The sequence below is a fragment of the Actinoplanes sp. CA-131856 genome (genome assembly GCF_050956135.1).
In the GTDB taxonomy this organism is placed as follows: Bacteria; Actinomycetota; Actinomycetes; order Mycobacteriales; family Micromonosporaceae; genus Actinoplanes.
Genome location: NZ_CP191849.1, coordinates 8,501,043 through 8,523,410, shown reverse-complemented (window position 1 = coordinate 8,523,410; position 22,368 = coordinate 8,501,043). Strand labels below are relative to the sequence as shown.

Sequence of the window (22,368 nt, the reverse complement as noted above, 5' to 3'; positions counted from 1 at the left end):
GGTGGAAGTTTCGCGGGCCCGGAACGGCAATCCGGGGGGTGCTCTGGTGGGGGCGCTCAAGCCGGGGGCCTTCGACGATCTGCCCATCACCTCGCCGGTGACGGTCACGCTTCCGGGTGGGGAGCCGGTCTGGATGCTGAACGCTCTGGACTCCGAAGAGCTCAAACCTCGGCCGTACGAGGGGTACAGCTTCTACAACGAGCTTCTTCTGCCCTGGTCGGGGATGCTGGTCGTGCTCCGGATGGACGGCGCGGGGGAACAGAAGATCGTCGACTCGATGCGGAGCAACCCGGGGCGGGCCGGGGTTCTCGTGCTGCCGAAGAAGGCGACCTCGGTGGGGGTCACCTTCCCGGACGACACCGGGCGCGTCCGCGCGGCCGGATATCTCAAGTCGGAAAGTCCGGAGACCGCGGCCTCGGTGCTCAAGTTGTTGCGGGAGCAGACTGATGTGGTCGACGACGCGGACGCCTGTGCGGGGCCCGGGCAGCACAATGTTCGGATCACGCTCGAGGGGGCCAGGACCAGCACGGTGATCATTTCGCTGGGGGAGCGCTGCCAGGAGGCGGTGGCCTCCGGCGGCGGGCGGGTACGGCTGAGCGACGCCACGATGGTCGAGATCAGGCGGATGTTCGGGCTGTCCGGGCTGGTCGCCAAGTGAGCGGTACGCCGGCCGGGTTCGCCGAGTTCGTCGGCGCGCGATATCCGGCGCTCGTGCGGTACGGGGCGCTGCTGACCGGTGACCGGGGCCACGGTGAGGATCTGGCGCAAGACGCGCTGGTCAAGACGTACCGGGCCTGGCGCCGGCTGCATCCGGGGGGCGACCCGGAGGCGTACACCCGGCAGGTGATGGTCCGTGCGGCCTGGCGCGCGGGGCGAAGGTTGTGGCGGTTCGAGCTGCCCGCCGCGGTGTTGCCGGACCGGCCCGAGGGCGGGGACTTCGCGGAGAGTCAGAGCACCACCGAGGTCGTGCTGGCGGCGTTGCGGGCGCTGCCGGCCGGGCAGCGTGTGGTGCTGGTGCTGCGCTACTGGGCCGGCCTGTCCGAACGGGAGATCGCCGCCCAGCTGGGCTGCTCGATCGGCACGGTGAAGAGCCGGGCGAGCCGCGCCATCACCGCCCTGCGCCGTTCCGACGGCCCGCTCGCGGACGCCTTCACCTTGGCCGACGGCCGGCGGCAGTGAGGCGGGTCGCCGGGCTCGACGGGATCAGGGGCCTGCTGGCGCTGTACGTGGTGGCGCACCACTGCTGGCTGCTCTGCTTCCCGGGCTATCCGGCCAACACGGGCCCGTTCTGGGGCGGCTGGCTGATGTACGGCCGTCTGGCCGTGGTCGCTTTCATCACGCTGTCCGGGTTCTCGCTGGCCCTGACCCCGGCCCGCGACGGCTGGCAGCTGGGCGGCGTCATCGCCTTCGCGCGGCGCCGCGCCCGCCGAATCCTGCCGGCATACTGGGCGGCGCTGGCCGTGAGCCTGGCCTTGACCGGCATAGCCGGATCACTGCCGATAATGCACGAGCCAACTTTCAGGTCGGCCCTCGTCTACAGCCTGCTGCTTCAGGACTTCATCCTCGCGCCCCCACCGAACGGCGCGTTCTGGTCGATTGCGGTGGAGGCCGGCTTGTACGTCGCCTTCCCGCTCCTGGTCCTGCTGCGACACCGCTTCGGAACTGTGGTCACGCTGGCCGTGGTGTGTGTACCGGTCATGGTGATCGGCTTGTACGCCCCGGATCCGAGCAGACCGATCGGCTACACCTGGGAGCTGGCCCCGCTCTTCGCGATGGGCGCCATGGCGGCGGGCGCAGTCAACCGAAACACGGCCCCCGGGCGCGCGGTCTCGCGGCGGCCGGCCCATCAGCGCCGGCCGCCCTGGGCGCTGCTGTCGGCGGTGGCCGCCGCCCCGGTGCTGCTCGTGGTGGTGTGCAAGGGATCGACGTGGACGGCACAGCACTACTTCTGGATCGACCTCGCGGCCGGTCCCGCGATCGCCCTGTTCCTCGTCGCGGTCGCTACCGGCCGCCCGCCCGCGCTGTTCCGCCTGCTGACGACCCGTCCGGCGACGCGGCTCGGAAAGTGCTCGTACAGCGTCTACCTGATGCACGTGCCGGTCGTCGGACTGGTCAGCCACCTCCTCGTAGCGCCACGAGCAGCCACCCCGGTCGCGGCCTTCCTCATGACCGCAGCCGTGGCCGTGCCGGCCTCAGCGCTGACGGCGTGGCTGTTCGCCGCCCTCTTCGAGAGCCCGTTCTTCGAGCGAGCCCCGGGCGACGGCAAACCGCCGCCGCCCGATCGCGGGCCGAGCGAGGCGCCCGCGATGCGCTTGGCGCCGGGCCGCGGGCTGAGCGAGGCGCCCGCAGTGCCCGGCTGTGGGTCTCAGGCGTCTGCGGCTGCGGCGGACAAAGCGGCCTCCGTGATGGCGAAAGCGAAGCCGAGCGCCTCGGTGATCGCGGCGGCGGCCTTGAGCACGCGGGGTGCTCCGACGATGGGGGCGATCGCCACCAGGACGTCCTGGACGTCACCGATCTGCACGCCGGACTCCACGGCCGGGCCTACGTGCAGCAGGTAGGACGCCGGCGGAGCGTCCACGGCGGCCAGGGCGGCGATGCGGGCCAGCAGAAGTGTGCCCGGGGGCAGTTCGGTGCGGGCGAGCGCGACCGCGTTGATGTCGATCAGGGCTTCGAGGACTGGTGCTTCTCCGGTGGCCATCGACGTTCCTTCCGCTAGAGGCGGCGGTGGTCGGATCCGTGCGCCGCAGCGATGAGTCTGGCGACCCGGGCGCCGGACCTCATCCTCCGGACGGGATGAGGTGTCAGGTCTGTACCGACGGGTGGTATTCGTCGGCGGTCAGGCCGAACGTCCAGGCGACGCCCTCGCGGGCCGTCGAGGTCTGCGGGGGCACGCGCAGCCAGTAGACGCGGCTCGTGCCGTCGGGCTCGGGCGTGGAGTTGACCACCTCGACCATGACGAGCGGCTCGTCGCCGGTGAGGTCCAGGCGCCACAGCGTGCCGGTCTCGTCGGAGCCGAGGTTGCGGGCGCCGGCCTCGCGCAGATAGCGCTCGTAGCCGAAGTGCTCGAGCATGACCCGGCGGAGCTCGGCGTTCTCCTCCTTCTGGATGCGGGCCACGGTGAGGGTGGGCAGCTCGGACACCAGCTCGGGCGGAATGGGCATGCCGCGCCAGGCCCACAAGCCGTAGCCGTCGGGGAACTCCATGGCCGGCCCCTCGCCGCGGTGCAGCCGGCCGACGTTGTCGCGGGTCAGCAGTGTGGGCCGCTCGGTCAGCACGGCGAACCGCTCGGTCGCCCACCACCAGCCGGCGTTCCGGGCCACCTCGGCCAGGCCGGACAGAGGCGCCATGAGCCCGGGCGCCAGGCGGTCGGCCGCCTCGAAGGTCGCCAGCCACGTGCCGTCGTGCTGCCCGTAGATCGCGTCCAGCACGGCCGTCCTCAAGGGACGCCCAGCGGCGCCGGGGAAGTCGGCGGCCAGGTCCTCGCTCAGCCGGAGCCGCAACCGGCTCGCCACCAGATCCATGACCAGCGGCCACGACCGCCGCCCGGCCGCCGCGCCGAGCTGCGCCCAGCCGTCACCGCCGAGCGCCTCGACGGCAGCCTGCCGAGCCGCCGCCCACGGCTCCGTGCGCACCCGTCGCCGCAACGACGCCCCGGCGACCTCACCGGGCGTCCACCCTTGCCGGCACAACTCGGCGTGCACTTCGGCGATCCACTCCGGCCGGCCCGCCGACGACACCGCCGCGGAGGGCGAGCCAGCGGAGGGCGAGGTTGCGGAGAGCAGGGCCACGGCGGCGGCGCCGGCTCGGGGGGAGCCCAGCCAGAAGATGTGCTCGGGTGGGGTGGCGCCGGCCAAGCGGTAGGCCTCTCGGACGCCGGACTCGGCGGCGGCCCGGGTGGCCGGGCCTGTTTCGACGGCGGCGGCCAGCCACTGGTCCTCGATGGCGGCGGACATTGCTTCCTGGGCGTGGGTCAGCTGCATCGTGGGCTCCTCAGTCCGCGACCGGGCGGAAGGCGCCGGGAATGTATTCCCGCTGGCGGACCACTCGGTAGTGGCCGGCCGGCAAGGAGATCGGGCCGTGCTCCTCGTGGCTCACCCGGCCGTGGGTGGGCACGTCGATGAACATGCGCTCCGGGTCGTCGAGGTCGGCCAGCAACTCCAGGCCGGGGCCGCCGACCACGTGGGCGTGGCCGGTGGCCTCGCCCCGGGCCAGGACCATGCGGCCGCGGCGGTCGCGGGGGACCGGCGCGCAGGCCGGCACCTCGCCCTCAGGCACCGGAATGATCAGCACATCGCCCTGCCTGTACATCGGGTTCCTCCCCGCTCGCCGGCCTCAGTGGAACGCACGCTATCGGGTGGGTACGACACTTTTCGGCGGCGCCGAGGGCCAGGCCTGCGGAATGCGTTCGAGCAATCCGTCGGCGTACACGTCACGCAATCGCAGAGGCTCGAGATGCACGTAGCCGATGTGGCAGTCGCAGAGTGCGTTGGTGCAGGCGCGCGGCCGCAGGCCCGCGCGCCACGAACCGTCGTAGAGGTTGCCGATCGGGGTGGGGATGAAGTGGCAGCGGCGGACCGTGCCGTCGCCCAGCACCGAGATGGCGTCCTCGCCGGCCCGGCACGGCCGGTCCAGCGACGCGTGCGGGCGGACGCTGTCGCCGAAGCGCGGATCGAGCGCCGTCCACCTGCTTTCCTCGGCGGCCGTGTACACGTGTCCGTCGGCCGCGTTCACCCACATGTACACGTGTGAGGGCAACGCCGCGCGCAAGGCGACGGCCTCGTCGTAGTGCGACGGCAGCCCCACCACGCCCACCGAGTACCGCACCCCGAGCGCGTCCAGCTCCCCGCATTTGGCCAGGAAGCGCTCGCGCGTCACCTGCCCGGGGTGATAGGTGGCCCACAACGCGGCCACGTTCGGATCGGCGGCCGCGAGCCACGACGTACGAAAGCTGAGGTTGGTTTGAATGGAAACCCGCGCCACGTGCGGCATGTGGGACAGGCGGACGATCGCGTCGCGGTACCAGGACCGGGTCAGCCCCTCGCCCCACGGCGTGAACAGCACCGACAGCCGCCGGTCGGTGGTCTCGGCGGCCCACTCCACGAACCGCAGCAGAGCGGCCTTGTCCTCGCGCAGCAGCTCCGGCGGGTCGACGCGCTTGGCGAACGGGCAGTAGGGGCAGTCGTAGTTGCAGCTCGCGAGCGGCCCTCGATAGAGCACGTAGAGGTCGTTCATCGCGCGACGTACGCCCCCATCGCCTCGCGGACCGTCCCGGAGACCAGCCACGGCCCGATCGCGTCGGAGTGCGCCAGCCCCTCCGCGGTCAGCGCCGTCCCCGCCAGCCAGCCCCTTTCGGTCAGAACGGAGAGCTGGGGAAAGTCTTCGTCGTACGGGGTGCCGAACCGCCGCCGGTAGGCCACGGGATCGACCCCTTCCGCGCGCAGCAGTGATTTCAGCAGCCATCGCCGTCTCTGCTCGGCCTCGTCGAGCCGGAAGCCGATCTCCGCGTACGCGAAATCGGACGGCGGCCGGGCCAGGTAGTCGTCGATCACCGCGCGCACCTCGGAGACCGCGACCGCGTAGTCGAACGAATAGTGCAGGTCCGAGGTGTACGACCGCGCGCCGCACCCCAGCCCGACCGTGCCGTCGTCCTGGCAGCAATAGTCGGGCCCGTCCGGCACCGGCGCCCCGGCCAGCCGGAACTGCCGCATCGAGTGCTGCCCGTAGCCGGCCGCGGTGAGCACCTCGACCGCTTGCCTGTACAAAGCCAGGCGTTCCCTGTCCCAGTCGGCCCGGGCGTGGGCGCGCCGCCCGAGCCCGGTGAGCGGCCGCACGTACAGCGGGTAGAGATAGAGCTCCTCCGGTCGCCGCCGGACCGCCTCGTCGAGCGACTGCTGCCACGTTTGCGGGGTCTGCCCGTCGATGCCGTAGATCAGGTCGATGTTGAGCACCGGGATCGCGGCGTCGCGGATCACTTCGAGGGCCTGCTCGACCTCGGCCTGCCGCTGCGGGCGCCCGGCCGCTCGGGCCTCCGACTCGAGGAAGCTCTGCACGCCCATGCTGACCCGGGTGGCGCCGTGCGCGGCCAGCACCTTCAGGCGCTCCGGTGTGGCCGTGGCCGGCGAGGTCTCGACCGACATCGGCACCGCGGCCGTGCCGAAGACGTCGCCGACGATCGCGAAGAGCTCCTCGAGCTCGCCGGCCTCCAGATAGGTCGGCGTGCCGCCGCCGATCGCGATGCGGGAGAAGGCCGCGCCGGGGGAGAGGCTGTCTTTGACGGCGGCGGCCTGGTGCCGCAGCTGCTCGAGGTACGCCGTCACCTGCTCGGCCGGCGGGTTCGCGCGCGTGAACAGGTTGCAGAAGCCGCAGCGCATCTCGCAGAACGGCAGGTGCACGTAGCCGAAGAGCGAATCCTGTGGCTCACCAGCCCACACCTCGGCCAGCGACGGCCGCGGCTCCAGCTTGCGGTACGCCGTCTTGTGCGGGTACGCGTACAGATAGCCCTGGTAGGGCGAGTCGTCGAGGTTCATGAGGCGTCCAGAACGAAATCGGCGTACGGCACTGTCCACACGGCCTCGTGCGCGACCCGGTGGCCGACGTGGCCGTCCTCGCCGTACAGGGTGCCGTGATCGGAGCAGATGATCACCTGGCAGGGCCGTCCACGGCTCGTGGCCAGGGCGAACAGGCGCCCGAGCAGCCCGTCCACGTATTCCAGGGCCGCGGCGTGGGTCTCCAGGCTGTCGTCGGTCGCGCCGGGCACGTAATGCTTGTTGGGCTGGTGCAGCGCCGCGACGTTGACGAAGCTGAACAGCGGCCTCTCCGGCGGCAGCGCCGCCACGACCGCGCTCAGCCGATCGATCTGCGCGCCCAGGCAATCGGGCTCGGTCACCCCGAAACCCCTTTCCCAGTACGCCTCGGCGAACAACCCGGGCAGCACGCGCCCGAGCGGTGCCCCCGGGTTGAAGAAGCCCACCCCGCCCAGGCAGACGGTGTGATAGCCGGCGGCGGCCAGCCCCGACGGCAGGTCGGCGGCGTCGAACACGAACGTGCCCGCACCGCTGGTCTCGCTGCCGGCGAACCGGGCCGCGAACAGCCGCTCGTGCCGTCCCGGCGTCACCGGCGTCGGCAGGAAACCGGCGAAGAACGCGTGATGGGCCGCGTAGGTGAACGACGCCGGGGTGTGCCGCCGCTCCCACACGCCGCCGGGCAGCACCTTGGCCAGCTCGGGCGTGCGCCCCCGGGCCAGGCAGTCGGCGGCCACGTCGTAGCGCAGCGTGTCGAGCGTGACGAAGAGCAGGTCGTGACTGCCGATCAGATCGCGCATGCCGCACCCGCGATCTCGGCGATCTGCGCGCCGTACGTGTCGAGGCCGTCGACCAGCACCCCGGGCAGCAGATCGCCGAACGCGTTCACCTCGGCCACCGCGTGATCGCGCCACCCGGCCCGGAACATCAGGTCGACGCCGACCTGAAGGCTGCCCGGGAAGCACGCGGCCACCCGCTCGCACGTCAGCATCGCGGCCGCCCACGACCGCTCGCCGGCCGCCGCCCGCACCGCCGCCACGTCGCCGCGGGCGTTGCCGAGATGCAGGTTCGTCATGGGCGACCGGCTGGTCCGCACCACGACGTGCCGCGGCCGCCCGGCGATCACGACCACCCGCAGGTCGAGCACCCGGTCGTTCAGGGCGGCCTTCGGGTACCACCGCTCGACGTGCAGCCCGTCCGGCGCCAGGCGGTCGACGATCGACGCGACGACGGGCTCGCTGTCGTACCGTCGTACTCGCAAGTTGTTGAAGAGCCGCCCACCGCTCAGCTCGGCCGACGTCACCGCCGTGACCCGCCGCCCGGCCGCGGCCAGGGCGATCACCCCGGACGCGGACGAGCCGAAGGCCGGCTTGACGAAGACCCGGCCCCAGCCGGCCCGGGCCATCGCCGCCCGCAGCGACGCGTAGTCGCGCACCGGCTCCAGAGCCGGTGGCACCGGAACGCCCCGCGCGGTCAGCAGGGCGTGGCAGCTCGGTTTCGCCGTCATGGTCAGGATGTCGGCCGGAGGGGTGAGCAGCCGGCCGCCGCCGGCCTCGACCAGGCCGAGGGCCGCCCGCAGCCCCGCGAAGGCCGCCGCCGCGCCGAGGATCTCGCCGTGCTGGGCCGGCACGGCCGGACGGTCGCCGCCGCCGCCCAGCCCGCGCAGCAGCGTGTCGACCTCCGCGTTCTCCCCCGGCGAGTCGACGCGCACGAGCACGCCCGGACCGGGCACGCGCCCGTCCCGCAGCACCTCACGCCAACCGAAGACCTCGGGCGCGGGCAGGCCGGCCCGCTCGGCGGCGGCGGAGAAGAGGGCGACTCGGCGGTTCTCCGGGTTACCGACGACGGCGAGTCGCATTATTCGGCGACCACGGTGTACCGGCCCCACCGCGACTCGTCCTGCCGCTCGGACACGTCGACCGTGACGCCGGGCAGCTCGTCGGCCACGCGCTGAGCCATCTCCTCGGACATGAAGTGGTGATGCAGGTCGAGCGTTTGCAGATGGGTGAGCGGCTGACCGGCCAGCAGCGACTCGGCCCCGGCGTCACCCAGCACACCCAGCGACAGGTCGAGCCGGCTCAGCCGGGCCACCACGGGCGCGGCGGCCACGGCGGCGGCCAGCTCCTCGGCGATCTCGGCGTTGCACAGGCTCAGGTGGGTCAGCGCCGGGAACGCCCGCCCGCTCAGGATCGGCGCGAGGTCGTCGGCCCGGGCGTCGCCGCCGTAGTTGTCGACGCCCAGCCACAACTCCAGATGGGTCAGCCGGGGGAAGTCGCAGGCACCGACGGCCCGGACGATGGTGGCCGGCAGACCACCGGACTGGATGACCAGCTCCCGCAGCCCCTCGTGGCGCAACGGCTCCAGCTCGAGCCCCTGCGCGCCCCGCACCCAGAAGCTCTCCAGCGCCGGGAAGGCGGCCAGGAACGGCGTGACGTCGGACTGGTTGATCCACGAGATCTCGCACTGCTCCGAGCTCATCTCGCCCACGAACAGCGCCCGCAGCGCGCCGAGCCGCCCGGCGTTGCGGATCAGCAGGTCGAAGGGGAAATGAGTGTCGTAGGCCGAACCCCACTCACCCACGACCAGCGCGGTCGGCCCGGCCGGCCCGCTGCGCTTCATCATCTGCTCGAACGCGGCCTCGAACTCCTCGGCCGACGCCTCGAAGTCCTCCATGTCGATCCGCCAGGCCACCGCCGCCGGGTCGGCCGGATCTTTGTCGTCCTCGAGCTCCACGACGGGCAGCCCGAAGAACGTCGTCAGGTGGTGGTGGATGGTCACGGGACTCCTTCGGCCGAGGTGACGCTGGATCAGTGCCGAGAAGGTAGCAAGCCCCTACGACATTTCCGTGGCCCGCGTGGGCGGGTGGTCGGGCCACTGCACCGCGTACGCCGGATCCGCACCCTGGGTGACACGGGCGAAGCGGAGCAGCTCGCGGACGATGCCCGCGCTGCCCATCGCCCAGCCCGCCTCGGGGGCGAGGTCGCTGGGCGTCACGCGGTGCTCGTGGTTCGACCAGCGGGCGCCGTCCGCGTCGACGGTGGCCCGGGCGAGGAGGTCGTCGGCGAGCACGTGGGCGAAGTCGAGCGGCTCGCCCTGTTCGACGTAGCGGTCGCAGGCCAGGGCGAGAACACCCGCGGTGCCGCAGCAGCGGCCGTTGTTGTCCCAGAAGCCCGGCCGTACGCGGCGGGGCAGCCCCGAGTGGGTGACGGTGTGCCAGCAACGGTCGCCGAGCGCGGTGTCCCCGAGCAGGCGGAAGACCTGGGCGTCGCCGGCCGGCCCGTTGCACCAGCCGTAGCTGTACCGCTCGATCAGCTCCGGCCGGTGCGGCGGATCGGAATGCGGCACGAGGAACCCGTCCGGTCCGGCCTCGTTCCGGCTCACCACGTCGGCCGCCCCGGCCCGGGCCAGCTCGATGAAGTCGTCGCGACCGGCGGCGGCGCCCACGGCGGCGAGGGCGCAGACGATCCCCAGGGTCCCGTGCGCGATGTGATGGGAGCGCGGCGGGCTCGGGCGGACCGCCCAGTTGACCCCACCGGGAGTCGGATCGGCGGTGCGGAGGTACGGCTCGGCGGCGAGAACGGCCAGATCAAGGTCTCCGGCGTGCAGCGCGCCCAGCGCGACACCGGCGTTGCCGAAGAGCAGCTCGAACATGTCACCCCAGCGCTGCCCGTCGAACCGCGCGCGCACGAGGCTCAGCGCCCGGTCCGCCGCCCGCCCGGCCGCCTCGTCGCCGAGCCGGCGATGAACCGCGCGCAGCGCGACCGCCGTGCCGGTGAGCCCGAAATAGAGCGAGCAGTCCTCGACGGCGAGGGTCAGCGTGGCCGCACCCCGCAGCGCCGCGTCGCCGTAGCGATCGTCCCCGAAGTGGCGTTGCCCCTCCAGCAGCGCGAGCACGACACCGGCCCGGCCGCTGTACAGCGACGGGTCGTCCTCGGGCGCCGACCGGATCATCCAATGGAGAGCGTCCGCCGCAAGAGCCTCGACCGAGTCCATACGCTCCATCATTCTGCGGTGGCGCAGACCGCGCGGGTCTCGAAGGTCGTCCCCGCTCACGGAGCTGACCAGGCGGCGGCCATGGGGCCGAAGGCTCGCATGTCGGCCAGGCCGCCGGCCATCTTGTTCATGGTGTAGGCGTAGGTGGCTCGGGCGTCCAAGTCGATGACGGCCAGGGAACCGCCCGCTCCTCCCCAGTACAGCGTGTTCGGGCTGGGCATGAAGTCGCCGCCCACGGCGAAGCCGAGCCCGAACCGGATCGGCAGGCCGAGGATCAGGTCGACGCCCTCGATCCGCACCTCCAGGGCGCGCCGGCACGTCGCCGCCGAGAGCAGACTGTCGCCGCAGGCCAGGATCGTGTGGATCTGGGCCACCGCGCGGGCGTTGCCCGTGCCATTGCCGGCCGGGATCTCGGCCGCGCGCCAGGCTCGCGTGTTGGCGATCGCCGTGTCGAGGCGCGGGTTGTGGGCGGCGTTGTCCTGCAGGTCGGTGATCTCGCCGGCGAAGGCCTCCGTCGCGGGCGGGATCAGTTCGGCCACCCGGTGCTCCTCCGACTCGGGCAGGCCGATGTGGAAGTCGGCGCCCAGGGGCTCGGCGATCTCCGTACGGAAGATCGTGCCCAGGGTGTGGCCGGTGATCCGACGGACGACCTCGCCGATCAGGAAACCCTGGGTGACCGCGTGATAGCCGGAGGCCGTGCCCGGTTTCCAGAACGGCTCCTGTGCGGCCAGCAGCCCGGTCACCTTCTCCCAGTCGTAGAGGTCCTCGGGCACCAGCGGCGCCCGCCACCCGGACAGGCCGGCCGAGTGGCTCATCACCTGCGCGACCGTGACCTCGTCCTTGCCGGCCGCCGCGAACGCGGGCCAGTAGCGGGCCACCGGCGCGTCGAAGGAGAGCTCGCCCCGGTCGGCCAGCAGCAGCGCGGTCAGCGCCGCCATCGTCTTCGTGATCGAGTAGACGTTGACGATCGTGTCCCGCTCCCACGGGCGGGTGCGTGCCGCGTCGGCGTGGCCGCCCCAGAGGTCGGCCACGATCTCGCCGTCGACGGTCGCGCAGAAGCTCGCCCCCACCTCGGCGCCGTCGGCGAAGTTCTGTTCGAAGGCCGCGCGTACCTGTTCCATGACCGCAGCAGACCAGATGGGCCCGCGGCCGCGTCAAGCGAATTGCCGGGCCCGCGACCGGGCATCATGGCTCGCATGCGAGTTCTGGGGCTGCTCGGCGGCATGAGCTGGGAATCGACCGACTACTACTACCAGCGGCTCAACCGCGGGGTGCGGGAACGGCTCGGCGGGCTGCATTCGGCGCACAGCGTGACGTACACCGTGGATTTCGCCGAGATCGAGCGGATGCAGGCGGCCGGCGCGTGGGACGAGGCCGGGAAGTTCCTCGGCGAGTGCGCGCGCAGGCTGGAGCGGGCCGGCGCCGAGGGGCTGATCCTCTGCACCAACACGATGCACCGGGTGGCCGGCGCCATCCAGGACGCGATCGACATCCCGCTGCTGCACATCGCCGACGGCACGGCCACGGCCCTGCTGGACGACGGCGTCCGGGAGGTCGCCCTGCTGGGCACGCGCTACACGATGGAGCAGGACTTCTACCGGCAGCGACTGGAGGAGCGGGGACTCCACGTGGTCGTCCCTGGGCCGGCCGATCGGGACACCGTGCACCGGATCATCTACGACGAGCTCTGTCAGGGCCGGATCGAGGAGGGCTCACGGCAGGCGTACCTCCGGATCCTGGAAACGATGGAAGCGGAGGCGGTGATCTTCGGGTGCACGGAGATCGGGCTTCTCCTCGATCAAGGTCAAAGTCCTTTGCCCGTGTACGACACCACGCTGCTCCACGTCGAGGCCGCGCTGGACTGGATGCTGTCAGAGGGCTAGCGACCGGTACGTGCTGCCGTGGAAGACCAGCGGCGGCACGGACTCGTCGGCGTCGAGGTCGTGCACGCGCAGCAGGATGATGTCGTGGTCGCCGGCCGGGATCTCCCGTTCGATCGAGCAGTCGAGCCAGGCGCTGGAACCTTCCAGGAAGACGGCGCCGTCGTCGCTGGTGCGCCAGTCGAGCGCGGCGAAACGGTCGGCGTCGCGGGCGCTGAGCTGGCGTCCGGCCTGCTCCTGGTGGGCGCCGAGCACGCTGACGCCGAGACGGCCCGCGCGGCGCAGGGTGGGCCAGGTGGTGGAGGTGTGCGCCACGCAGAGCGACACCATCGGCGGGTCGAGCGACACGGAGACGAACGAGTTGGCCGCGAGGCCGGTGGGCCTGCCGTCGACGAGCGCGGCCACGACGGTCACGCCGGTGGGGAAGGAACCGAAGACGCGCCGCAGGCGCAGTGGTTCCAGCGCCGACTGCATGGTCATGGGCTCTCCTGTCCGAGGGGGATGGTGAATCTCGGTGTGGCCGGCGCGCCGGTGACGGCCAGGTCGGCCAGCAGCCGCCCGACCGCCGGGGTGAACTTGAAACCATGCCCGGAAAAGCCGGCCGCAATCACCAGCGGCCCGCGCCGGTCGATCACGAAGTCGGAGGTCGGGGTGGTCGTGTAGGTGCAGCTGATCGGTGCGTCACTCTCCGGATCAACCCCGGGGACCCATTGCCGTACGTAGTCACGAAGGCGTTCCGCCCGTACGGGCTCGGCCGCGTAGTCGCGGGTGTCGGGATCCACCACGGGGCCGTTCCCGTGAAAACCCACCTTCACACCCTCGCCCGGTGTGAGCAGTCCGTAGACCCCGGCCCCGCCGTCGTGGTGGATGAAGCTCGGCCAGGTGACGTCGGCCAGCGGCGTGAAGTGCGCCGGCTGCTCCTGGGTGACCCGCAGCGGCAGCAGGCCGGGCAGCAGCTTCGGCGTCCACGCGCCGGCGGCCACGATGACCCTCCGCGCCCGCAGCGTTTCGCCCGCCGTGACGACCTCGACGTCGTCCTCGCCACGGACGGTGATGGCGATGACCTCGGTCTTGTGCCGCACCTCGGCGCCCAGCGTGGCGGCGGCCGCTTGCAGGGCGGCCACCGCGTGGTCGGCGTGGACACGCCCGCTGGACGGATGGAAGAAGACCGGGCCGGTGAAGCGCAGGCCCGGCCAGCGCTCGGCGGCCTCCTCTTGGGCGAGCCACTGGCCCGGCACCCCGGCCGCGGCCAGGGCGTTCGCGATCGGCTCGATCGACGCCCGGTCGCCGTGGTCGACGCCGCCGGTCAGGTCGAGCAGCGAGGGGTCGAGCTCGCGCCACAGGTCGAGGGCCTCACGGGCCAGCGCGATGTAGTCGGGCTGCGCGTACGCGAACCGGAAGATCCGCGAAGCCCCGTGCGAGGCGCCCCGCGTGTGCCCGGCCTCGAACCGCTCCAGCAGCAGCACATCGGCCCCGCGCCGGGCGAGCTGCCAGGCGGCCGCCGAGCCCATGGCGCCGCCACCGACGACGATCGCGTCCAGCGTCATAGAGTCAGTCCCCAGTTGTCGCGGAGGGTGCTGCCGCGGTAGTCCTCCTTGACGATGCCGCGCCGGCGTAGTTCGACGAGCAGGCCGTTGACCACGAAGTCGTGCGTGCGGTCGTCGGCGATGCCGTTGATCGACAATACGTCGAGGACTCCGGCCTCGAATCGCTGCTGTACCGCGTCGGCCAGTTGCTCCGGCGTGCCCGCGACCGACCAGTGGCCGGTGTCCTGGGCCGCCTGAACGAGCTCGCGCAGCGTACGGCCCTCGCGGATGAGCCGGCTGAAGATCTCCGCCCGGCCGCGCCGCCGGTTGATGCGTGAAATGTCCGGCAAAAGCGATGACGGTAGCGGCTCGTCCAGCTTCGCTTCGGACAAATCCACCGCCCCGCCGAGCATGTCGGCCACGAGCGCACGCCCGCGGTCGTAGTCGATCGCCTCCAGCCGCTCGCGCACGAGCCGTTGCGCCTCGGCCTCGGTCGCCCCGTAGGTGGCGTGGAACGAGCTGAAGATCAACGGCAGGCCCGGCCGCGTGGACTGTGACCGGATCGTCCGCGTGAAGGTCAGCGCGTCGTCCAGCGTCGGCAGCGCCGTGAAGACGACCTCGGCGTACTTGGCCCCGAGCGCGATACCGGCCGCCGGCGACGGCAGCCCGCCCGGCCCGTAGTTCTCCTCGCCGATCGACGAGGTCACCAGGTTCCAGGCCGCCCGCCCGTTGCTGACGTGGTCGAGCGTGCCGAACAGCCGGGCCAGGTTGAACGGATGGTGGAACGTCGTCGAGACCGTCGCGATCAGCCCGGCGTGCGATGTCACCTGGCTCAGCGCGGAGACGAAGACCAGCGGCTCCTGGTCCCCGATGGTCCCCTGCGCGCCGAAGGTCAACAGGTCCGGCACGAACAGCGCGTCGATCCGGGCCGCCTCGGCCCGGCGGGCCACCAGCTTGGCCGTCTCCAGCGTGGACTGTGAGGTCAGGGCCAGCTCGTACGGGCCCGGATGGCCCCCGGCGGCGGTGACCGTGCCGAGCATCCGGCCGGTCACGCCAGGTCCAGGTGCTCGCGCAGGGTGCGTCCCTCGTATGCGGTCCGGTAGACGCCCCGCTCCTGAAGCTCGGGCACGAGCCGGTCGACGATGTCCTCGACGCTGCCCGGCAGGAGCTGCGGCACCAGGTTGAAGCCGTCGACCGCGCGGGTCCGCACGTAACGGGCCCACTCGTCGGCCACCTGCCCGGGCGTACCGATGAAGGTGTTGTGCCTGGGGGTGACGTGCAGGACCAGCTCGCGAATGGACAGGTTGAGCGAGCGCCACTCGGCGATGCGCTCGAGTTTGCCGGTGCGGTGCTCGATCGAGATGGTGCCCCGGGACGGGTCGAGCTCGCCCTCGGCCGGTTCGATGCCGGGCAGGGGGCCGTCGGGGTCGTACCCGGAAAGGTCCTTGTTCCAGTACTGCTCGAGGAAGGCGATCGCGCGGGGCCCGGTGGTCTGCTCGCGCTGGATCCAGTCGGCCTTCTCGGCCGCCTCCTTCGCCGAATCGCCCAGCACGACCTGGGCTCCAGGCAAGATCTTCAAAGATTCCCGGGTACGCCCGTACGCCTCCAGGCGCTGGGTCAGATCGGCCGCGTAGGCCTGCGCCTTGTCGTAGTCCGTGTTGGCCGAGAAGACCGCGTCCGCAAATCGCGCGGCCAGGTCGCGCCCGCCGGGTGAGTCGCCGGCCTGGAAGAGGACGGGGTTTCCCGTGACGCCGAGTGATCCCGTCACGTCGACCAGATCGCTGTGCGTGTCGACCGCGTTCCCGCCCCACAGGTGGCGCGCCGTCTCGACGAAAGCCGCGGCCCGCTCGTAGCGGCGCTCGTGCGGCAGCCACCCGCCGTACCGGAAATTCTCGCCGGTCCAGGCGTTGTCCGTCGTGACGATGTTCCAGCCGGCCCGGCCACCGGAGACGTGGTCGAGCGAGGCGAGCCGCCGGGCCAGGTCGAACGGGAAGTTGTAGGTGGTGTTCTGGGTGGCGACCAGTCCGATCCGCTCGGTCTCGGCGGCCAGGGCGGCCAGCTGGGTGATGGCGTCGGGGCGGCCGGCGACGTCGAGGTCGTGGACGCGGCCGCGGTTCTCCCGCACGCGCAGGCCCTCGCCCAGGAAGAACGCGTCGAAGAGGCCGCGCTCCAGGGTCCGTACGGTCTGCACGAAGGTGTCGATGTGGGTGTGCTCGGCGAAGTCGGGTCGCGACCAGAGCAGCTGCGGGCCGACGCCGGTGAAGAACAGCCCGAGGTGGAGGCGGTGCGTGGTCATCGCGACTCCCCAGCGAAGACGTTGACGGGACGGGGCAGGCCGAGGGTCTCGCGCAGGGTGGGCCCGCCGACCGGGCCGCGGCCGGTGGCCACGGCGAGGCGGGGAAGATCGATCTCGAGGACGGCGGGGTGGATCCGTACGCCGTCGACAATGCCTTCGAGCCTGGCCAGCAGCCGCCGGAACTCGTCGGCGTCGCCGGTGAACCGGAGTCTCTCCGGCTCGCCCCAGGGTTCCCGCGCCTCCAGTTCCGCCAGACGATCCGTACCCAGAAGGACCTCGACCTCGGCGAAGGTCCTCGCCGCTTTTGCGGCTTTCGCGCGGGCTTCGATGGCGTCGATCGTCGGCGCAGAGATCAGGGCGATGTCGGATTTATCGGAAATAGTGTCGGCGGCCGCGATGATCAACTGGCCCTGCGGCGGCCTCGGGGTGATCAACGGGCCGACCACGGAGAACCGCTCGCCGGTGAAGTTCACATGGTGAACACGATCGGGATCGAGGAAGCGGCCGCTCGCCACGTCGCGGATGACGGCGTCGTCCTCCCATGAGTCCCACAGCAGGCGGGCCACGTCGATGACGTCGGCGATCTCCTGCCGCAGCACCTCGTCGCTCAGGGGCTTGCTCCCGATGGTCGCGTGGGCGGCCGCGCTGTTCTCGGCGCCGACCACCCAGGCGCCCCGGCCCTGCGACGCGTGGTCGAGCGCCGCGAGCTGGGTGGCCAGGTGGAACGGCTCGGTGAGAGCCGGATGCAGCGTCGGGGCGAGCCCGATGCGGCGGGTGCGCCGGGCGAGATAGCTCGCCCGGACGCCCGCTTCCGGGGAGGTCGTCAAGGGTGAGTCGTTGATGGTGATCAGGGCGAAACCGGCCGCCTCGGCGACCGCCACCGCTTCGGTGTCGGCCAGTCCGCCGCGCGCTCCCGGATGGGAGCCGGCCCCGTCGATCTCCAGCGCCAGATGAATGCTCACCCTCAAATCCTATAGGCGAAGGAGGTTAAGAATCTAGACCGGAGTTTTCTCGCCGGCCTCGACGGCGACCGGCAGCTTGTTCTCGGCCGGCGGCAGCGGGCAGGTCGCGAACTCGGTGTAGGCGCACGGCAGGTTCGTGGCCTTGTTGAAGTCGAGGACCACGGAGCCGTCGGCTTCGGGGGCGGCGATGGCCAGGCTGCGGTTGGCCGCGTACGTGGTCACGCCCGAGGTCTCGTCGGTGAACAGCGCGAAGAAGGTGCCCGGGGTGTGCCCGTTGAACACGGTCAGGGCGAGCGGGGTGCCCAGTGCCTCGAACTCGACCCGGCCCGGCGACTCGTAGACGTGCTCGAGCCCCTCGACGGCCGCGCCCACGGTGATCTGCCGCGGCTCGTCGAACGGCACGTAGCGGCCGCTGAGCTCCCACTTCTCGGTCGGTTCGTACGTGGGGGTGCCCTGATACGACGTACGCAAGGGGTTGTCGGGGTGCCGGGGCCGCACGATGTCGAAGCCACTGCGCTTGGCCACCTCGATCACGGCGTCGCCGTAGCCGGCGGTGACGCCGCCGCGCTCGGGCAGCACGCCGAACTCGTGCCGTCCGGTCACCTCGGCGCCGTCCACGGTCAGGGACTCACCGTCGGTGAGGTCGACCACTACGCCACCGGGTCCGGTGCTCCACTCGCCCGGGGCGTCGGTGAAGCGCCGCGGGGTCTCGTTGAGGAAGTTGAGGCTGGTCACGGCAAGGAAGCCGTGGCGGTCGGCCCGGTTCTCCTCGTGCGCGGCGTGCCACTCGGCCCAAGTCTGCTTCGTCATGCAACGACCATATGCCTACTTGACCGGTAGGAGATAGGTGGTGCTAGTCTCCGTTTCAGGTCATGAGCGCCAGCGACAAGCCCCGGCTCGCTGGCCGGCAACCCTTGCGTTCGCGATGGGGTGCCCCGGGTGAAGACCAGGCTCGCGTCGAGGACGACGCGGGCAAGCGCGGACCCGCGGTGGGTCCCCGACCCACGCGGAGGCATCTCCATGTCCGACGAACTCGACATCATCGGCGCCGACCTGACCGTCGACCTTCCCGACGGCCGTACGGTCCGGTTCGCCCACCTCGACTACGCGGCCTCGGCCCCGGCCGTCCGGGTGGCCGCCGACGCCGTGACCGGCCTGCTTCCCCTGTACGGCAGCGTGCACCGGGGAACCGGCCGCCGCTCACAGAAGTCGACCCTCGAATACGAGCGCGCCCGCGACATCGTGGCCGAGTTCCTCGGCTGTCGCCCCGGCGACGAGGTCATCTTCACCCGCAACACCACCGACGCGCTCAACCTGCTGGCCCGCTCGCTGCCGCCTGGCACCACGACGATCGTCTTCGACGGCGAGCACCACGCGAACCTGCTTCCCTGGCCCGCACCGGTCCGCCTGCCCGCGCCCACGTCCATCGCCGCCGCGCTTTCCGCCGTCGCCGCCGCCCTTTCCGAGGTACGCGGCCCCGCGCTCCTCGCGATAACGGGCGCGAGCAACGTCACGGGCGAGATCTGGCCCGTACGCCAGTTGGCCGACATAGCCCACGCGCACGGCGCCCGGGTGGTCGTCGACGCCGCGCAGCTGGCGCCGCACGTGCCGCTGGACCTGGACGCGCTCGGCGCCGACTACCTGGCCCTGTCAGGCCACAAGCTTTATGCGCCGTTCGGCGCCGGCGTGCTGGCCGGCCGCCAGGACTGGCTCGACGAGGCCCAGCCCTACCTGTACGGCGGCGGAGCGAGCGCCGCCGTCGGCGACTTCGCGGGCGACGTCACCTGGGCCACCGGCCCGGCCCGCCACGAGGGCGGCACCCCCAACCTGATCGGCGCGGTCGCCCTGGGCGCGGTCTGCGACGCTTTGCTGCGCGCCGACCGTGCGGCTTTGCTGGAACACGAGCAGAGCTTGCTGGCCGGCCTCGACGGCGTCTCCTTGTTCGGAGGCGAGGTCCCGCGCGTAGGAATCGTCTCGTTCGCCGTCCCCGACCCGTCCGGCACCGCCGAGCGCCTGGCCCGCGACTACGGCATCGGCGTGCGAGCCGGCCAGTTCTGCGCCCACCCGCTGGTCCGCCGCCTGACCGGAAACGCGACCACCGAGGGCTGCGAGACGGCCCCCGGCTTGCTGCGGGCCAGCTTCGGCCTGGGCTCGACCCCCGAGGACGTCACCCGCTTGCTCGACGCCTTGACCGACCTACGCCTCATCTGAGGACGCCGTCACCGCAGGCGCCGCGCCTTCGGCGAAGCGAAGACGAAGCCTTCCACCCCGCTTGGCAGAGCACCGAGACAAAGAGGCCCAGGAAGTCTGCGCGAGTCAACGGAAGGGCCGGCGTGAACGGGAGTGATTCGGGGTGCCCCAGCCGGTCCGCCCGCCACGGTGTTCATGTCGCAGATAGCAGCATCGACATTCGACGAGGCGTCGGTGCTGCAAAAATCGGAACGGCCGGGTACCCCTTTTCGGTTAGTCGGCCGGCCGCTTCGGGGCGACACCGAGCATTGGGGGATGGGTCGCGATGAGGTTGAGGCGCGTTGCGATGCTCTTGACGATCGCGCTGTGCGCTGCGGCGGAGACACGCGACGGCTCCTCGGCGGCTGACGACAGTGACGGCACCTCACACGAGCCTGAGGCTCACACTGAAGTGCCCAGTGTGACGACGGATGAGATTGCCAAGTTGTATCCCGGCTTCAGGGTGTCTCACGGGAATTCATGGCCTGAAGTGGTAAATGAGCTTGGCAAACCAATGAGCGATGACGAGGCTGCCGCCGCAATCGAACGAACCAGGCAGTATTCGACGGCTACCCACTATTATCCAGATTCCCCGGATGATGCGCGCCAAGAGCCGCCAGCGCTGGACGACGCTGGCGAGGAACTAGATCACCGTTGGCTCGGGTAGTTGTTCGAGCCACCAGTCGGCCGCTGTTCGGAAATCCTCGTCCACGGGCAGGGCCGCGCCCTCGATCGCCCTCCGCCACGCCTCGGCGCGGGAGATGCGGGCCAGGCGCACGGCCAGCGAGGCGGAGCGGCGCAGGCTCTTCGGCGTTCCCAGGTCCGACCAGATTTCCAGGTACGCGTCCCGTAGGCGCTCCGCTTTGTCTTCTCCGGCCACGCCCAGGGCCACCAGCAGCGAACCGAAAGGATGGCCGACACTCGCGTCGCCCCAGTCGAAGAAGCGGAAACCGGTGAACACGTTGTTGTCGTGCAGGTCGTCGTGTTGCAGGGTGGCGGGGATGCCGTCCGCGGCCAGCTCGTCGCACCACTCCTGGACGCCGTCGGCCAGCTTCGGGAGGCGTGGCACCCGCATGTCGGGCACGCCCAGGGCGATCATCTGGTTCGCGTGTGCGGTGACGTCGCGCTGCAAGGAGGCGTACGTCTGAAGAAGCTTGGGCCAGTCGCTGCCGTCACCGAGATCGCGCAGTGTCGGGCCCGCGTCCGCCGTCAGGAGCCAACCTTGCTGTCTGTCGACCGCGATCGGCGCCAGCGTCCGGCCCGGCGCCCACTCGGCCAGCGCCTCGGCCAGGGCCGCCTCGTAGCGGCAACCGGTGATGTTGGCCTTGAACCAGCGGGCTCCCGCCGCGGTCGTCACCCTGTGCGTGACCGACCACGGGCGTACCCGGACCTCTTCTATCGGTCCTGTCGCCGGTGTGTCGAGATGATCGCTGATCCACTTGTGGGCGGTCGCCACCCACTCGGGATCCCGCCAGTCGTTCATCGCGCCATGATAGGCGGGCTCAGGCCGGGGTCAGGAGGCAGAATTCGTTGCCCTCGATGTCGGTGAGGACCTTCCACGGGACGTCGAGGTCGACGACGGTGGCGCCCAGCGTTCGCAGGTGGGCGGCCTCGGCCTCCAGGTCGTCGGTGGGATAGGGGCGGACGTCGAGGTGGACGCGGTTCCACACGGTTTTCGGGTCGGGGGTGCGCAGGAACTGCAAGTAGGGCCCCACGCCCTGGGCGGAGCGCAGCGCCGCGTTGACGCCGGTCACCTTCATGGTGGTCCAGTCGGTGGCCTCGCCCCAGAAGCCGGCCATCGCCTGCGGGTCCGCGCAATCCACCACGACCGACGCGATCGGGCCGGTCTGGTCGTAGAGGGAGTCGAGCACGCAGAACTCGTTGCCCTCGGGGTCGGCCATGACCGTCCACGGGACGTCGTCGCCCTGGCCCACGTCGGCCGGGGTCGCGCCGAGCGCCTGGAGGCGGGCCACCAGTTCGGCCTGGTGGGACGCCGACTTCGTGGCCAGGTCGAGGTGCACGCGGTTCTTCACCGTCTTGGCCTCCGGCGACACCACCAGGTCGACGACGACGGCGACCGGGTCGGGATAGGTGAAGCCCTTCGGTTCCAGGTTGGTCACGCCGGGGCCCTCGCTGGAGAGCTCCCAGCCCAGCGCCTCGGCCCAGAAGGCGCCCAGCGCCGCGTCGTCCCGGGCCTTCATGTTGATCTGCACGAGACGCGTCGCCATGCGACGACCCTAGACCTTGTCCAGCCAGAGAACGATGCCGGTGGTGCCGGTCAGGACGGCGGCCACGCCGGCCCGGATGGCGGCCGCGCAGCGGGCCGCGGTGAACGAGGCCGGGTCGTACGTCGAGGACATGCCCAGGCCCTCGCCGCGGAAGGAGGCGCCCGACCAGTCGGCCGCTGTCACGTTGTGGGTGGGTTCGGCCAGTTCGGCCCCGACGACCAGGAAGTGCTGGTCCAGGTGGCTGGCGCTGACCGTGGTGAGGGCGTCGATCAAGGGGTTGCCGGCGCTGACGATCAGGTCGGGCTTCATGTCGATGGCCTTGACGATGTCGTCGATCGGGTTGCCGGCGTGGGCCGGGACCTCGCGCAGGTCGACGTCCTCGTCCTTCGCCCAGTCGCGGACGCCCTTCATCAGCGCCTTCGTCGGCGCGTCGTCGCCGGAGTGGAGCAGGACCACCCGGTAGCCCTTCGACGGGTGGACGCCGTCCCACGAGCCGGGGGCGGGGGTGACCGTCGCCTCGGGGGTGGGCGGGGACGCCGGGTCGGTGAAGCCGGCGCCGAGGGTGCCGACGGGGGTGGGCGCGGGGTGCGGTTGTGACCAGTCGCCGCCGTTGCCGCAACCGGCGACGGTCAGCAGGGCGGCCGCGGCGACGGCGCAGAGCAGGCGGCGCAAGACGTACGTCCTAACGACGGAAGGGGTAACGATCTTTTGTAGCTGGGAGAACCGCCTGCCA

23 protein-coding genes, 1 pseudogene and 1 riboswitch are annotated in these 22,368 nt (G+C 71.5%); of the genes and pseudogenes, 5 read left to right on the top strand and 19 right to left on the bottom strand.

Going from position 1 to position 22,368, the window contains the following annotated elements; genetic code table 11:
* Positions 1 to 46: 46 nt before the first annotated feature.
* From ACQP2X_RS39025 to ACQP2X_RS39015, 3 genes and pseudogenes are all read left to right on the top strand, one after another.
* Positions 47 to 658: a hypothetical protein gene (locus ACQP2X_RS39025; RefSeq protein ID WP_498690554.1), complete on the top strand. Its 612-nt coding sequence runs from the start codon at positions 47 to 49 to the stop codon at positions 656 to 658.
* Complete coding sequence (locus ACQP2X_RS39020) at positions 655 to 1,179, top strand: SigE family RNA polymerase sigma factor (RefSeq protein WP_498690552.1); 525 nt, start codon at positions 655 to 657, stop codon at positions 1,177 to 1,179. Before ACQP2X_RS39025 ends, ACQP2X_RS39020 begins: the two co-directional genes overlap by 4 nt.
* Positions 1,176 to 2,144 (top strand): annotated as a pseudogene (locus tag ACQP2X_RS39015) (acyltransferase family protein); the annotation flags it as partial. The gene ACQP2X_RS39020 and the pseudogene ACQP2X_RS39015, both read left to right, overlap by 4 nt.
* Before the next feature lie 221 nt (positions 2,145 to 2,365).
* Here ACQP2X_RS39015 and ACQP2X_RS39010 read toward each other — a convergent pair.
* From ACQP2X_RS39010 to ACQP2X_RS38965, 10 genes are all read right to left on the bottom strand, one after another.
* Positions 2,366 to 2,698, bottom strand: a complete 333-nt coding sequence (locus tag ACQP2X_RS39010; protein ID WP_498690550.1) for a carboxymuconolactone decarboxylase family protein — start codon at positions 2,696 to 2,698, stop codon at positions 2,366 to 2,368.
* A gap of 103 nt (positions 2,699 to 2,801) precedes the next feature.
* Positions 2,802 to 3,980: a DUF6745 domain-containing protein gene (locus ACQP2X_RS39005; protein WP_498690549.1), complete on the bottom strand. Its 1,179-nt coding sequence runs from the start codon at positions 3,978 to 3,980 to the stop codon at positions 2,802 to 2,804.
* 10 nt (positions 3,981 to 3,990) lie between these two features.
* On the bottom strand, positions 3,991 to 4,308 hold the full coding sequence (locus tag ACQP2X_RS39000) for a DUF8820 family protein (RefSeq protein ID WP_498690547.1): 318 nt from the start codon (positions 4,306 to 4,308) through the stop codon (positions 3,991 to 3,993).
* A 39-nt stretch (positions 4,309 to 4,347) separates the two neighbouring features.
* A complete protein-coding gene (locus ACQP2X_RS38995; protein ID WP_498690546.1) occupies positions 4,348 to 5,232 on the bottom strand; it encodes an STM4011 family radical SAM protein in 885 nt (294 codons plus the stop codon).
* A complete protein-coding gene (locus ACQP2X_RS38990; RefSeq protein WP_498690544.1) occupies positions 5,229 to 6,527 on the bottom strand; it encodes an STM4012 family radical SAM protein in 1,299 nt (432 codons plus the stop codon). The genes ACQP2X_RS38995 and ACQP2X_RS38990 overlap by 4 nt, the downstream gene beginning before the upstream one ends.
* On the bottom strand, positions 6,524 to 7,321 hold the full coding sequence (locus ACQP2X_RS38985; protein WP_498690542.1) for an STM4013/SEN3800 family hydrolase: 798 nt from the start codon (positions 7,319 to 7,321) through the stop codon (positions 6,524 to 6,526). Before ACQP2X_RS38985 ends, ACQP2X_RS38990 begins: the two co-directional genes overlap by 4 nt.
* Positions 7,309 to 8,379, bottom strand: a complete 1,071-nt coding sequence (locus ACQP2X_RS38980; protein WP_498690540.1) for an STM4014 family protein — start codon at positions 8,377 to 8,379, stop codon at positions 7,309 to 7,311. Before ACQP2X_RS38980 ends, ACQP2X_RS38985 begins: the two co-directional genes overlap by 13 nt.
* Entirely contained in the window at positions 8,379 to 9,299 is a 921-nt protein-coding gene (locus ACQP2X_RS38975; protein ID WP_498690538.1) for an STM4015 family protein, read from the bottom strand. The genes ACQP2X_RS38980 and ACQP2X_RS38975 overlap by 1 nt, the downstream gene beginning before the upstream one ends.
* A gap of 54 nt (positions 9,300 to 9,353) precedes the next feature.
* On the bottom strand, positions 9,354 to 10,514 hold the full coding sequence (locus ACQP2X_RS38970) for a lanthionine synthetase LanC family protein (RefSeq protein WP_498690537.1): 1,161 nt from the start codon (positions 10,512 to 10,514) through the stop codon (positions 9,354 to 9,356).
* 56 nt (positions 10,515 to 10,570) lie between these two features.
* Positions 10,571 to 11,635: a serine hydrolase domain-containing protein gene (locus ACQP2X_RS38965; RefSeq protein WP_498690535.1), complete on the bottom strand. Its 1,065-nt coding sequence runs from the start codon at positions 11,633 to 11,635 to the stop codon at positions 10,571 to 10,573.
* A gap of 75 nt (positions 11,636 to 11,710) precedes the next feature.
* Here ACQP2X_RS38965 and ACQP2X_RS38960 point away from each other — a divergent pair, with 75 nt between their 5' ends.
* Positions 11,711 to 12,397 (top strand): aspartate/glutamate racemase family protein, encoded by a 687-nt coding sequence (locus tag ACQP2X_RS38960; RefSeq protein WP_498690533.1) that lies wholly within the window; start codon positions 11,711 to 11,713, stop codon positions 12,395 to 12,397.
* Here ACQP2X_RS38960 and ACQP2X_RS38955 read toward each other — a convergent pair.
* The 6 genes from ACQP2X_RS38955 to ACQP2X_RS38930 are packed head-to-tail and all read right to left on the bottom strand — an operon-like array spanning position 12,386 to position 17,988.
* On the bottom strand, positions 12,386 to 12,874 hold the full coding sequence (locus ACQP2X_RS38955) for a flavin reductase family protein (protein WP_498690532.1): 489 nt from the start codon (positions 12,872 to 12,874) through the stop codon (positions 12,386 to 12,388). The genes ACQP2X_RS38960 and ACQP2X_RS38955 overlap by 12 nt on opposite strands.
* Positions 12,871 to 13,941 (bottom strand): FAD-dependent oxidoreductase, encoded by a 1,071-nt coding sequence (locus tag ACQP2X_RS38950; RefSeq protein ID WP_498690531.1) that lies wholly within the window; start codon positions 13,939 to 13,941, stop codon positions 12,871 to 12,873. The genes ACQP2X_RS38955 and ACQP2X_RS38950 overlap by 4 nt, the downstream gene beginning before the upstream one ends.
* Complete coding sequence (locus ACQP2X_RS38945; protein WP_498690528.1) at positions 13,938 to 14,972, bottom strand: LLM class flavin-dependent oxidoreductase; 1,035 nt, start codon at positions 14,970 to 14,972, stop codon at positions 13,938 to 13,940. Before ACQP2X_RS38945 ends, ACQP2X_RS38950 begins: the two co-directional genes overlap by 4 nt.
* Positions 14,969 to 16,216 carry an LLM class flavin-dependent oxidoreductase gene (locus ACQP2X_RS38940; protein WP_498690527.1) on the bottom strand — a complete coding sequence of 416 codons (1,248 nt, stop codon included), beginning with the start codon at positions 16,214 to 16,216 and terminating at the stop codon, positions 14,969 to 14,971. The genes ACQP2X_RS38945 and ACQP2X_RS38940 overlap by 4 nt, the downstream gene beginning before the upstream one ends.
* The gene (locus ACQP2X_RS38935; RefSeq protein WP_498690526.1) at positions 16,213 to 17,178 is read right to left on the bottom strand and encodes an LLM class flavin-dependent oxidoreductase; all 966 of its coding nucleotides are present in this window, start codon (positions 17,176 to 17,178) and stop codon (positions 16,213 to 16,215) included. Before ACQP2X_RS38935 ends, ACQP2X_RS38940 begins: the two co-directional genes overlap by 4 nt.
* 33 nt (positions 17,179 to 17,211) lie before the next feature.
* Positions 17,212 to 17,988 carry a DUF1684 domain-containing protein gene (locus tag ACQP2X_RS38930; RefSeq protein WP_498690525.1) on the bottom strand — a complete coding sequence of 259 codons (777 nt, stop codon included), beginning with the start codon at positions 17,986 to 17,988 and terminating at the stop codon, positions 17,212 to 17,214.
* A 58-nt stretch (positions 17,989 to 18,046) separates the two neighbouring features.
* A riboswitch (SAM riboswitch) is annotated at positions 18,047 to 18,163 on the top strand.
* A gap of 35 nt (positions 18,164 to 18,198) precedes the next feature.
* On the opposite strand from ACQP2X_RS38930, the gene ACQP2X_RS38925 reads away from it, so the two are divergent.
* Positions 18,199 to 19,389, top strand: a complete 1,191-nt coding sequence (locus ACQP2X_RS38925; protein ID WP_498690524.1) for an aminotransferase class V-fold PLP-dependent enzyme — start codon at positions 18,199 to 18,201, stop codon at positions 19,387 to 19,389.
* Between the two features lie 661 nt (positions 19,390 to 20,050).
* Here ACQP2X_RS38925 and ACQP2X_RS38920 read toward each other — a convergent pair.
* Genes ACQP2X_RS38920 through ACQP2X_RS38910 form a run of 3 tightly spaced genes read right to left on the bottom strand, consistent with a single transcriptional unit; the run spans position 20,051 to position 22,307 of the window.
* Positions 20,051 to 20,890 (bottom strand): aminoglycoside phosphotransferase family protein, encoded by an 840-nt coding sequence (locus ACQP2X_RS38920; RefSeq protein WP_498690522.1) that lies wholly within the window; start codon positions 20,888 to 20,890, stop codon positions 20,051 to 20,053.
* 19 nt (positions 20,891 to 20,909) lie between these two features.
* Entirely contained in the window at positions 20,910 to 21,635 is a 726-nt protein-coding gene (locus ACQP2X_RS38915) for a VOC family protein (protein ID WP_498690519.1), read from the bottom strand.
* Between the two features lie 9 nt (positions 21,636 to 21,644).
* The gene (locus ACQP2X_RS38910; RefSeq protein ID WP_498690517.1) at positions 21,645 to 22,307 is read right to left on the bottom strand and encodes a type 1 periplasmic-binding domain-containing protein; all 663 of its coding nucleotides are present in this window, start codon (positions 22,305 to 22,307) and stop codon (positions 21,645 to 21,647) included.
* Positions 22,308 to 22,368: the final 61 nt, after the last annotated feature.

Coding starts and splice junctions, on each gene's coding strand:
- ACQP2X_RS39010 (WP_498690550.1), bottom strand. CDS start 2,698: ATGGCCACCGGAGAAGCACCAGTCCTCGAAGCCCTGATCGACATCAAC.
- ACQP2X_RS39005 (WP_498690549.1), bottom strand. CDS start 3,980: ATGCAGCTGACCCACGCCCAGGAAGCAATGTCCGCCGCCATCGAGGAC.
- ACQP2X_RS39000 (WP_498690547.1), bottom strand. CDS start 4,308: ATGTACAGGCAGGGCGATGTGCTGATCATTCCGGTGCCTGAGGGCGAG.
- ACQP2X_RS38995 (WP_498690546.1), bottom strand. CDS start 5,232: ATGAACGACCTCTACGTGCTCTATCGAGGGCCGCTCGCGAGCTGCAAC.
- ACQP2X_RS38990 (WP_498690544.1), bottom strand. CDS start 6,527: ATGAACCTCGACGACTCGCCCTACCAGGGCTATCTGTACGCGTACCCG.
- ACQP2X_RS38985 (WP_498690542.1), bottom strand. CDS start 7,321: ATGCGCGATCTGATCGGCAGTCACGACCTGCTCTTCGTCACGCTCGAC.
- ACQP2X_RS38980 (WP_498690540.1), bottom strand. CDS start 8,379: ATGCGACTCGCCGTCGTCGGTAACCCGGAGAACCGCCGAGTCGCCCTC.
- ACQP2X_RS38970 (WP_498690537.1), bottom strand. CDS start 10,514: ATGGACTCGGTCGAGGCTCTTGCGGCGGACGCTCTCCATTGGATGATC.
- ACQP2X_RS38965 (WP_498690535.1), bottom strand. CDS start 11,635: ATGGAACAGGTACGCGCGGCCTTCGAACAGAACTTCGCCGACGGCGCC.
- ACQP2X_RS38960 (WP_498690533.1), top strand. CDS start 11,711: ATGCGAGTTCTGGGGCTGCTCGGCGGCATGAGCTGGGAATCGACCGAC.
- ACQP2X_RS38955 (WP_498690532.1), bottom strand. CDS start 12,874: ATGACCATGCAGTCGGCGCTGGAACCACTGCGCCTGCGGCGCGTCTTC.
- ACQP2X_RS38950 (WP_498690531.1), bottom strand. CDS start 13,941: ATGACGCTGGACGCGATCGTCGTCGGTGGCGGCGCCATGGGCTCGGCG.
- ACQP2X_RS38940 (WP_498690527.1), bottom strand. CDS start 16,216: ATGACCACGCACCGCCTCCACCTCGGGCTGTTCTTCACCGGCGTCGGC.
- ACQP2X_RS38930 (WP_498690525.1), bottom strand. CDS start 17,988: ATGACGAAGCAGACTTGGGCCGAGTGGCACGCCGCGCACGAGGAGAAC.
- ACQP2X_RS38925 (WP_498690524.1), top strand. CDS start 18,199: ATGTCCGACGAACTCGACATCATCGGCGCCGACCTGACCGTCGACCTT.
- ACQP2X_RS38920 (WP_498690522.1), bottom strand. CDS start 20,890: ATGAACGACTGGCGGGATCCCGAGTGGGTGGCGACCGCCCACAAGTGG.
- ACQP2X_RS38915 (WP_498690519.1), bottom strand. CDS start 21,635: ATGGCGACGCGTCTCGTGCAGATCAACATGAAGGCCCGGGACGACGCG.